Origin of the sequence: Protofrankia sp. Cj5, from assembly GCF_917627405.1 — a bacterium.
Classification (GTDB): Bacteria; Actinomycetota; Actinomycetes; order Frankiales; family Frankiaceae; genus Protofrankia.
Genome location: NZ_CAKJTO010000025.1, coordinates 40,899 through 50,909 on the forward strand (window position 1 = coordinate 40,899; position 10,011 = coordinate 50,909).

The window sequence follows — 10,011 nt, forward strand, 5'->3', positions numbered from 1 at the left end:
TCAGCGCTGCTACAGCCAGCGCACCAGCCCATTTGTCGCCGCTGGCCAGGGCTACAGCGCCCGCTCCGAGCGTCCCCACAATCAGGATCAGCCAGGACGGGATCCGTCCTTTCCCTGTGGTACTACCCATAGTGGGCAATCATCCACAGACACAGCTGAGGGGTGACCGTGGCCTCGCTCCGGCATCAGCTGTCGGTGCGGTCCGTCTATGACCATGATGACGATCATCGTGGATGTCGGTCACGAGGTGCAGAAGACCGCGTCAACAATTGATCAAGGATGGTGAGTCGGCCACGACCACGCCACCACGTGATCGCCATGGGGGAAGCCGGCTGGATCGTGGCCTTTCACGACGGAACGTGTGTCAAGGTCAGGTTCGCGTATCCGTCACCATCCGCACTCTGCCTGCCTTGGGATCTGCTTGCGCATACCCAGGAGACACGCGGTTACCTGAAGATTCTCTGGAGGTCTGACGGAGGTGGATACAACGCCGACGTCATCGGCGTTCAATCACGTCCACGCACGTGGGCAGGCCGACAGCGAGCGGCACCACCTGCTCATGTCCGAGACGGATACCAAACGGGCCCAGGGCTTGTGGTCGGCGGCGAAGGCGCTCGGGGCGTAGCCGGAATGACCACGAACGGTGCATGCCGCCGGTCGCGGCGGCGGCTCGGCATGTCGCTCGTCGTTGGGACTCCGGCTGCGGCATGGACTGTCGGCCCCGGTTCTTCCCGTGGATGTCGTGGTGCGGGGCGCGGCTCGCGCCGCGTCTTGATCCGTAGCCCTCGGCGGACCGTCCACCCACGTCTACCCCCGTTGCAGTACAACTGCAGTACGGCACCGCTCTCGGTGCCGGTGACGGAAGGTAAGCGGCGTCCCGGCCGAAATCCAGGTGGCTGCATGACATTCCGTCGGCCGGTGGTCTTGGGTACCCCCGCAGGGTGTGGATCCCGTCCTCTCCGGGCCGTCTAATGATCTAGATGTTGTATTGCGTGGTACCGTAGAGGACGGTCTTCAACACACCTGTCGAGATGGGTAACGGTAGTCCGTCTCGCCGGGAGTTGCAGGAAGATCCTCCCCCGTACCCGGGGGAGAAGGACACCGACGGAGGCCCAGGTGGACTACGAGGTGCCGGTCGCCCTGGTCGGTGTTGAGAGTGTCGATCTTTCTTCTGTTGCGCAGACAGCGCTCGACGAGGCATTGGCTGAGGCTGACGCCGGTCATACCGAGCTGTTCGAGAGCATTGAGGACTTCGACGCCGACTTGCGGGCTGCCGTCGTCGGCGACCTGATCGAGTATCCCCGCACGGCCTGACCGCTGGTTCTGCTCCGTGAGCAGGCCGGTACCGTGCCGGTTATGCCCACGTTCGAGCGGACCATACGGTTCCTGGACATGTACCGTCAGTTGACTCCTGCTCAGCGCGAGCGGTTTCTGCGTGCACGAGACATGTTTCTTGCCGATCTTCGTTTGGGGGGTGGGTTCCGCAAGGGGCTGCGTGTCAAGGGTGTGCGGACCCGACCAGGGGTGTATGAAATGACATGGGCACCCGACGGTCGCGCCACGTTCGCCTACGGACCCTCCAAGAGAGCTGATGAGCCACACATCATCTGGCTGGAAGTCGGCACCCACGACATCTTTTAACGTCGTTGGCTGCAAGGGAGGAGCAGGGAGAAAGGCTAGCTCAACGGCGCGACGATCAAGCGACGGATTACGAGCTGCCGTGTACTTCGTCCGCTTATGTCCGCCGACGTCCGTCGGTGCAGGTCACGGGCACGCCCTCGTCCGTGGACATACGCCGACGTCCATGGTCGTCGGCAGGCTTGGCTGCCAACCAGGCTGCCGTCCGTCGTGGCTTGGTCTTCGGGGCGGACGGCGGTGGTTCGGGGGCCACAGCAAGCGGGTGCGAACCCTTGATCCCTAGCTAAATCTTGATCTTCCGTTGGCGTCGTGGACCTCCGCCGCGTCCGTCGACTCGTGTGGGGTCCGTCCACTGCTGCCTGTGGGCGTCCATGCGTTCGACTACCGGCTTGGCTGTCGCCCCGGCTGTCAGTCCGCCGCATCCGCTTCGGATCGCGATGCGCCATGTTTAGTTCGAGCTATAGTTGACTCATGTCGGCGACGCCGCCTCACCGGTGGACGATCAAGGCCACGTCTGAGGTGCGGGAGTGGCTGCGTTCGCTGCGCCGGCTGGATCCGGGCAACTATCGGTCAGTCAACGCGGCGATCGACATGCTCGCCGAGGGCGGGCCCGGGCTCGGGCGTCCGCTCGTCGACACTCTGCAAGGGTCGACGATCAGCAACCTCAAGGAGCTGCGGCCGCGGTCAGGCCGCGATGTCGCGATCCGAGTGATCTTTGTCTTCGATCCATGGTCGCAGGCCGTGCTGTTGGTCGCGGGGAACAAAGCTGGCGACTGGTCGCGGTGGTACAAGACGGCCATCCCCGCGGCAGAGGTCGCCTACGACGGGTGGCTGGCCTTCGAGAGGAAACGGCGGGAGGACTCATGAGCGAGTTCCACGACTGGGACGACATCCGCGCCGAACTGCATGACGGGGATGACGACGCGCTCGCCGCCGAGCGGGCGCGCACCGAGGCATGGGTCAGCGCCTTCCATCTTGCTGAGGAGCGGAAACGGCTGGGCCTGACGCAACGTCAGGTGGCCGACCTGATGGGCGTCTCACCGGGCCGGGTAAGCCAGATCGAGAACGGCGATCTTGATGTGAACAAGGTCGCGACGCTGAGCCGTTACGCCCGGGCGTTGGGGGCTCGGATGCGGATCATCTTCGACTACGGAAACGATCTCCGTCAGATCGCTTGATCCACTGCCGTGCGTGCCGAGGCCTTGACGTCAAGTACTGCAGTACGAACTGCGGTACTTGAGCCCGGGAAAGCCCAGAGCCCCGCGCCGTGTGATCGGCTGCGGGGCTCTGACCTGCCTCAACCAGCGTGCGCTCGGAGGGACTCGAACCCCCAGCCTCTTGATCCGTAGCCAAGCGCTACCGAGATGCGGGCCTTCAGGCCCGGAGGTGAAGGCCCGAGCGTGCTCTCAACCGGCTCGATGCCCTTCTCTCCATGTGGTATTTGCTTGATCGTGGCGTGTTTGTAGTCGACGTGCAGGCTCGGGGTGACGCCGTCGGTGATGACCCGGGTCCGGAGCCGGTCGGGTGTCGCCCGCGGCCCCGTGCGCATGAGGCGCCGGTCGAAGACCAGGCTGACCAGGTCGGGGCGGCCGATGCCGAGGGTGTCCCCTGGTGGACACGGTGACCGCCTCGCGTCTTCCGAACATGAAGGAGTTGCGACCGCCGTCGTCCGGACGGACCGAGATCAGGATCTTGTTCGTGTTCGACCCGTACCGGTCCGCGGTGCTGCTCGTGGCCGGGGACAAGTCCGGTCAGTGGAGCCGGTGGTACCGCACAGCGATCCCAGAGGCCGAACGCCTCTACGAGAACTATCTCGACGCACGCACGAGGGGGAGGCTGGAGCATGACTGAACCACGCCGGTGGCGGGACAGTGGGCACTGGGAACGGGCCGTGGAGACCGCGGGAGGGCCCGAAGCCTTCGATGCCGCTGTCCGGGCGATGCTCGACCAAGCGCGCGGCTGGCGGTTGGCCGAACTGCGCAAGCGCCGCGGGCTGACCCAGGCTGACGTTGCGTCCCGGATGGACGTGAGCACCGCCAGGATCTCCCAGATCGAGAACGGCGACGTCTCCACGCAGGACGCTCTACAGCGCTACGTCGCGGCGCTCGGAGGAACCCTCAAGGTCATCGTCGACTTCGGCGACGAGCAATTGAAGATCGCCTGACCGTGCGGTGGGCCCCTGCGACAGGCCCGGACTGCCGGCGTTGTCGCGGCCGGGAGTTGTGCCCACACCACCTTTCCAGCGGTCCGACCCGGGTACCAGGCCCATCGCAGGCTCACCGCGTCCACCAGCATGAGCCCGCGCCCGCTTTCCTGGTCCGGATGCGCCACGGTGAGGACTGGTGGAACCGTGCTGGCGTCCCACATCTCCACCGTCAACACCGCGTCGCAGACGGTCAGTCGCAGCGCCACGCCATCGTCCGGGCGGCTGGTCTTCACGGCGTTGGAGGCCAACTCGCACGCGACGAGTTCGGCCAGGTCGACGGTGTCCGCGTCGACCGACCAGGCCGTGAGTGTGCGGACCGTGCTCGCGCGGGCATCGGGAACAGCGGCAACGATCGACGGGAAGTGCGCCACGGCTACCCGGATCGCCGGTGATGGGTCAGCGGTCATGTCGAACCCCGCCGGATCCCGTCAGCGCGCGAAGGTCAATGATTGCGGCGTTCACGCGCATGTGTGCTGTCCGGGCTGGCGCTGGGACGTGTCGTTCGTGGACCTGCCGAGCGCGGGCAGGTCGCACCCGGGCAGGACTGCGAACTCGGACCATGCCACCAGCTCACAGCGGGCCTGGGACAGACGGCGGCTGACCTTCGCTACACGGTCGTCGAGCGTCAGCGGAAGGCGGGTCCGCACCTGCCTCATCCGCACATGCGCCCACTCGTGGGCGCTGTCGAAGTCCAGGAACGCGCCAAGAGGGCGTCCGTCCGCGTCCCACACTACGAACCAGCGTTCGTCCATGGTCCCTCTCCACTCGATGGGCAACGGAAAGCCTCGTGTCGTGCCTCCGTCCCCGTGCTGTGCCCGTGTCACGAACAGCAGCGCGCGGCAGACGTCGCCGAAAATGGCGCCATAGCCACGCAGAGAGACGTGATGTACGCCGATTGCTACGTCAGAGGAGTTGGGCGGCCACCCTCGGCACGCCTGCTGTTACGGAGAAGTCAAACACCGCGAGGGTTCACCATGCAAGACTCACTATGCAAGATGAGACATGTTGATTTTGTTGCGAAACAGGCGACCGGAGTCTTTCATTTCGGGTGATGGATTACCCTCAAACCGAAGGAGGGGCGATGTCAGAAGGCACCACGACGACGGGCTCGACCGTGCCGCGCCGTCAGCTCGGCCGGTACCTACGTGATCTTCGGAACCAGGCGACGATGACCGTACGGGCAGCGGCACGGCGCTTGGAGTGGTCCGAGGCCAAGATCTGGCGCATCGAGTCGGGCCTGACCTCACTTCGAAGTTTCGACGTAGAGATCATGTGCCGGATCTACGGGGCGCCCACAGATCTGACCGAGGCGCTGATGGGTCTCGCGAAGGAGACAAAGGCCCGCGGCTGGTGGCACAGCTATGGTGACGTCATTCCGGCTTGGCTTGACCTCTACATCGGGCTCGAAGAAGCGGCCTCTCGCCTCTGGTGCTACCAATCTGAACTCGTTCCCGGCCTCCTCCAAACAGAGGAATACGCACGGACCCTCATTCGAGCGGAAGAACCGGGAGTCGAAGACGACGAAATAGACCGGCGAGTTCACGTCCGCATGGCTCGGCAGTCGCTGCTGACCCGAGTGACCGACCCGCCGCTCCTCAACGTCGTTCTCAGTGAGTCAATTCTGCATCGTCCCGTGGGTGGAGCCAGGGTGCTTGCCCAGCAACTCGAACGGATCGCGGACGCAAACCGCCTGCCAAACGTCACGATCAAGATAATGCCGTTCAGTTCCGGCCTACACGCGGGTGTCACGGCTGGGCCCTTCGTCGTTCTCCGGTTTCCCGAGAACGGAACCGGACGAACGGGTGAACCCCCAACTGTTTACGTGGAGGGACTCACCGGAGCGTTGTATCTGGAAAAAGATCACGAGGTGGCGCAATACGAAGCGTCATTCAGTGTGATGTGGGAGTCCGCGGCAGACCGGGACCCGAGCACAAAGATGCTTATTGACCGAGCAAGGAGTCTCGAACCATGAACAGCAGTCACGATCTTTCCGGCGCAGTGTGGCGAAAGAGCAGCTACAGCAACGCCAAAGGTGAATGTGTCGAGGTTGCATTCCTTGATGATGGCCTTATCGCACTACGGGACAGTAAAAACAATGGAATCGGGCCTGCGCTGGTCTTCACCGGTGCGGAATGGCGAGCGTTCATCCAAGGTGTGACAGACGGAGAATTCACCGCCTGACAGCCAACAGCAACACGCCGACACTATTTCCGCCCGTCCGCGTGGCACCCGAAAAACGCGACCGGACGGGCATCCAATACGACCGAACTACGAGAAGGATGGTTCTACACCTTGTCGAATGTCCGCCCGAAACTGGATCTCAGGTCCGGGTCATACGACGATATATTGGAGCGTGTCGAGCGGTCACTAGACATCCATCTCGATCGGACCACGATGGTCCGCAAGCGACGCTCAATCGGTCTCGCCAGTAATAAAGATACCTGGGTCCGTGTTGAGGTCCGATCCCCGGAGAAGATAAACGGGCAGGGATGGAACGGAACAGAAATCTCGTCGATGCTTGATGGCGTGGCTCGACCCGAATGGAGGCAGAGCGTCTCCTGGAGCGATCCTGATCAGGATCTGATGTGGAGAGCCGACGAGACAGATTTTGTCGCGGACCACCCGGTCAAATCCGGTGGCATCCTTACCATATATCCCGATATTTCCGAGAAGTGGTGGGCGACGCTGAGATCTTCACTGGCCGCACTTTCCAAGCATTCGACAACTCGGCGTGCTACTCCTCACACCGAGGAAATCACGCAGACAAGGATATCCCTGGCAATCAGCCAAGTGTTTGGTGACAAGATCGACGCAATGGTCGAGCACTGGTCGGCTGCGCACGCCGACCTGAATTGGGCGAACCTCACAGCGCCGGAATGTACGTTGCTTGACTGGGAAGACTGGGGAATGGCGCCGCGCGGTTTGGACCCGGCGAACCTATGGGTCAACAGCCTGGCGATTCCCGATCTGGCCGACCGCGTCTACCAAGAGTACAAGGAGGAACTGGAGAGCAAGACCGGAAAGATCATGATGCTGTTTCTGTGCGCGGACATCGTCAACGCACCCGCCTCGTATTCTGGGCCGCTTCACGAGCCAGCGCGTCAGGCTGTCGAAAGGCTTGTGAAAGACCTTCAGCTGTGAGGCCTTCTCTCGCGGAGAAGCTGTCGATAGCGAGCGATCTGATCAAGGTCAACCTTTAGTACTTCGGCTGATGCGAGTTCCCTCATGTGATCTACATTGCTGGAACTCACGGCTATTCGCGCAACTCTTGGTAGCTCGTATGAGGCGCGAAAGACGGCCTGCACGTTGGAGCCTTTCTCGTCCGGACAAAGAAAAGCGGCCGCTTTAAACCTCTTCCAGACGTCGCGCGCGGCGTCCCCGCCGAACGGGCTCATGCCCCACAAGCGGTCCGGCGGGGCGCCCAGATTTTCGGCCGTCCGCTCACTCGCATCGAGTTGGTCAGATGGCACAGTCAGTCCGGCGCGGACCATGAGTATATCTGGCGGGGGAGCCTTCGCCAGGGCACCATCATCAAGCGCCTGGATCACCGGCCTCGTATCCCAGGACGATATTCCCCACGACGCGCACAAGCCTGCGGCTACCGCTTCATTCAGCACGGTGCATGCCGCTTCCAAGCGGTCACGGGCGTGTGTGGGGCTCACTCCCACAAGTGACTTCTCAGGGTTGTGCAGAAAGACGACATCCGGGGTACGTCCAAGATCGAGAGCTGATTCCTCCACCGCACGGCGAAGTCGGCCGGGAGCGAGGGAGTGCGCTACCCGTCCGGGCTCTCGGAAGAAGCCGACTTTCGTCGAGACGGAGAACATGGGCAGCAAATCACCCGCGGTGCTGGAGGGAATGCGATGCGAATTGAATCCTTGATATTTGTAACTGGTATCCAAGGACCGAATGCCAACCGCTAGGGCGTGCTCTAAAACTTGTCGTCTGTGGTCAGACCGATATAGCCCGAGAATAGTTCCATGGTCAGTTCCGCGCATATTCCCTCCCGAACTAGTACCTCCCCAAGGTGTTCGCCATCGACCCCTGTGTCGGACGATACGTAGTCGAGACGCACAGGATTACCTGACAAAAGCAGCTTCAGTGCCGGCGTTGCTTTCCTGGTGAAAGTGATCCTTTTATCTGCCGTTGCGACTGTCGCTGTGTCGCCTCGTGTCTCGATTCGAGGTGGAAAATCGGTGACGCAGACGACCGCAGATAGCGGACCGAAAATACCGGCTGTGGATACGTGTCGACCTGGTGAGGCGGCATGCGTGGCCGATGCAGAGTAATTGGTCGGAGGATATGAAGTAAGAAGACGCGACGCGGCATCAAGGAGTGCATTGTCCTCACTATGACGCTCTTTTCGGTCTTCCCCCGGCTGATTCAAATCCTCGCGAAACACCTGTTCTCTGCGTGCCTGGTCCGCAAGCCAAGCTAACCAATCCACGCCGGTTCGCTTCGTGAATCCAAAGGTAGCATGAAGACTGAATCCGTCACCTTTGCCTGTGCGGCTCGCTCGATGCCAATGGCCCCGTGGAATATGCAACACGTCACCGGCCATCGCGGCACCGGACCACATGATGTCTTGGGGAGGCTCAACATTGGGTGCGGCGTCGCGGTACATGGGAGCGCTGCGAGACGGACCCCTGATCTCCCACTCTTTTTCACCAGCTAGCTGCACGACGATGACATCATGATCGTCCCAGTGGAGGGAGAAACCCGCGGCGTCGCCCGTTGTGAGGTATATGTTCACCTGCACAGGCGCACGCAACCACCATTGAAACGCCCTGCACGCAACTTCTAGTGTCGAATCAAAATGGTTCACCGCGTCCAACACGACCGTACAGCCGGATTGCATTAACTGGGCCAGTCGGCGCATATCGACCATCGGTGTGACTTGCCCTCGTCTGGTCCTGTTCAGCTGAAGCAAGGAGTTCGGGTGCAGTTCCGATTCGTCCTGAAAACACCTTATCTGGGGCGAGACCAGACTTCGCCTCATTATCAGATCGAGAAATCCGGTCGGTGTGATCAGCCTAGGGCATAGCTCCGGATTAGGCAGAGTGCCTCGCAGAAAACGGGAAGGTGTCGAGCTGGGCCCGGACCATGCCAACGCGGTCTTTACGTCGCGGATAAGCTGATGATCCATCAAAATCCTTTACCCTGTGGTCCTTTCGGCCCCGCAACCCAGCTCGCCATGGAACACCCGACCAGGAACAGATGAAAAAGCAGACGGGTCGTACGGTGACGGCTAGTCCCGAGGCTTTAACCGTCCCTGTTCTCGCCGCTGTCGCCCGTGGCTCCGTCAGAGGTCTGGAAATCGCTGCGATCCTGGATCGTGGCCAACTCTGCGACCGCGACCACGAGGTCATCCGGTGGTGTCATTGCGCTGGTCTCCTTCCGTGGACATCACGCTGTCGTGCGGCCCCCGCGACGATAGCCAGAAGTCGAAGGCTCTCGCGGTCCGGATTCTGGTTGACTGCGGGCAGCACAGGAGAGATTACCCGACTTCCCTCGGAGTCGCGACCGCTTTTAGGAATTTCGTCGGTGACGAAGGTAGAAGGTACCGGCCGAGCCCGTCGTCGTGGTGCCTTCTGGCGTCTCCCTCTCCTTCAATTTGAGATAGTCCATCACCCGAAATGAAAGACTCTGGCCGTTGTTTCGCGTCACGGGCTCGCTCCGTTGCTGGCCCAACCAGCGCACCGTGCCGATTGCGTCCACGTGGAATCCACCCGTACTCCCACTGCCCAACAACCATGGCTGTCGGGCGAGATCGCTGTCTCGCTCGTATGCCAGCGGGCATAGTCATAAGGGACTGGCCGGTTCGGACCATTGATCGCTGGCATGGCTGCCAGCGGTCACAGCGCTGCAGGCCAGTGCTTGGTAAGTCGGGAGGGCGTGGCCCCTGGGGCGACACCGAGCGGCGCTCGGTAGCGCATCGCAGGCCTGTGCACGGTGGTGGGTTACCGGGGTCGTTCGGGTCTCCACCAGATGAGCCGCGCGGTACTCAGTCTCACTGGGGCATCTACATCACGACTGAAGACCTCCCGCCTCGGCACCCAGCGATGGCGCCGCACGTCGCCTGTTGCCGCCAGGAACGGACCCCATAAAGGCATGAAGGACATCGCCGGAGTGGTGCAGGTCGGGCCGCTAGACCTAGCGGGTAGGGG

Annotated in this window: 11 protein-coding genes, 1 tRNA gene and 2 pseudogenes; 8 read left to right on the forward strand and 6 right to left on the reverse strand. The window is 62.1% G+C overall.

Annotated features, from left to right (window positions below; translation table 11 throughout):
* Positions 1-1,116 precede the first annotated feature (1,116 nt).
* The 3 genes from MJ777_RS07985 (at position 1,117) to MJ777_RS07995 (ending at position 2,816) form a co-directional block, all read left to right on the forward strand.
* Entirely contained in the window at positions 1,117-1,314 is a 198-nt protein-coding gene (locus MJ777_RS07985; RefSeq protein ID WP_239335625.1) for a hypothetical protein, read from the forward strand.
* Between the two features lie 795 nt (positions 1,315-2,109).
* Positions 2,110-2,505 (forward strand): type II toxin-antitoxin system RelE/ParE family toxin, encoded by a 396-nt coding sequence (locus MJ777_RS07990; protein WP_131746932.1) that lies wholly within the window; start codon positions 2,110-2,112, stop codon positions 2,503-2,505.
* A complete protein-coding gene (locus MJ777_RS07995; RefSeq protein ID WP_239374658.1) occupies positions 2,502-2,816 on the forward strand; it encodes a transcriptional regulator in 315 nt (104 codons plus the stop codon). The genes MJ777_RS07990 and MJ777_RS07995 overlap by 4 nt, the downstream gene beginning before the upstream one ends.
* 132 nt (positions 2,817-2,948) lie before the next feature.
* On the opposite strand, the gene MJ777_RS08000 is transcribed toward MJ777_RS07995, so the two are convergent.
* Positions 2,949-3,011: transfer RNA gene (locus MJ777_RS08000), tRNA-Arg, on the reverse strand.
* 223 nt (positions 3,012-3,234) lie between these two features.
* Between MJ777_RS08000 and MJ777_RS08005 the strand changes: the two are divergent.
* Together MJ777_RS08005 and MJ777_RS08010 are read left to right on the forward strand one after the other, a co-directional pair.
* A pseudogene (locus MJ777_RS08005) lies at positions 3,235-3,489 on the forward strand (type II toxin-antitoxin system RelE/ParE family toxin); the annotation flags it as partial.
* Entirely contained in the window at positions 3,482-3,802 is a 321-nt protein-coding gene (locus MJ777_RS08010; RefSeq protein ID WP_239374661.1) for a helix-turn-helix transcriptional regulator, read from the forward strand. The pseudogene MJ777_RS08005 and the gene MJ777_RS08010, both read left to right, overlap by 8 nt.
* Here MJ777_RS08010 and MJ777_RS08015 read toward each other — a convergent pair.
* A complete protein-coding gene (locus tag MJ777_RS08015) occupies positions 3,730-4,251 on the reverse strand; it encodes an ATP-binding protein (RefSeq protein WP_239374664.1) in 522 nt (173 codons plus the stop codon). The two genes, MJ777_RS08010 and MJ777_RS08015, sit on opposite strands and share 73 nt — an antisense overlap.
* 51 nt (positions 4,252-4,302) lie before the next feature.
* Positions 4,303-4,596 carry a hypothetical protein gene (locus MJ777_RS08020; RefSeq protein ID WP_239374667.1) on the reverse strand — a complete coding sequence of 98 codons (294 nt, stop codon included), beginning with the start codon at positions 4,594-4,596 and terminating at the stop codon, positions 4,303-4,305.
* A gap of 329 nt (positions 4,597-4,925) precedes the next feature.
* Here MJ777_RS08020 and MJ777_RS08025 point away from each other — a divergent pair, with 329 nt between their 5' ends.
* The 3 genes from MJ777_RS08025 to MJ777_RS08035 all read left to right on the forward strand — a co-directional run bounded on the left by MJ777_RS08025 (position 4,926) and on the right by MJ777_RS08035 (position 6,985).
* A complete protein-coding gene (locus MJ777_RS08025) occupies positions 4,926-5,816 on the forward strand; it encodes a helix-turn-helix transcriptional regulator (RefSeq protein ID WP_255724011.1) in 891 nt (296 codons plus the stop codon).
* A complete protein-coding gene (locus MJ777_RS08030; protein ID WP_239344697.1) occupies positions 5,813-6,025 on the forward strand; it encodes a DUF397 domain-containing protein in 213 nt (70 codons plus the stop codon). Before MJ777_RS08025 ends, MJ777_RS08030 begins: the two co-directional genes overlap by 4 nt.
* A gap of 165 nt (positions 6,026-6,190) precedes the next feature.
* Positions 6,191-6,985, forward strand: coding sequence for a hypothetical protein (locus MJ777_RS08035; RefSeq protein ID WP_239344699.1), 795 nt, complete (start codon positions 6,191-6,193; stop codon positions 6,983-6,985).
* On the opposite strand, the gene MJ777_RS23045 is transcribed toward MJ777_RS08035, so the two are convergent.
* The 3 genes and pseudogenes from MJ777_RS23045 to MJ777_RS08045 all read right to left on the reverse strand — a co-directional run bounded on the left by MJ777_RS23045 (position 6,976) and on the right by MJ777_RS08045 (position 8,990).
* On the reverse strand, positions 6,976-7,392 hold the full coding sequence (locus MJ777_RS23045; RefSeq protein ID WP_370652674.1) for a hypothetical protein: 417 nt from the start codon (positions 7,390-7,392) through the stop codon (positions 6,976-6,978). The two genes, MJ777_RS08035 and MJ777_RS23045, sit on opposite strands and share 10 nt — an antisense overlap.
* Before the next feature lie 9 nt (positions 7,393-7,401).
* Positions 7,402-7,842 (reverse strand): annotated as a pseudogene (locus MJ777_RS23050) (aldo/keto reductase); the annotation flags it as partial.
* A complete protein-coding gene (locus tag MJ777_RS08045; protein ID WP_370652673.1) occupies positions 7,776-8,990 on the reverse strand; it encodes a JmjC domain-containing protein in 1,215 nt (404 codons plus the stop codon). The gene MJ777_RS08045 and the pseudogene MJ777_RS23050, both read right to left, overlap by 67 nt.
* Positions 8,991-10,011 lie beyond the last annotated feature (1,021 nt).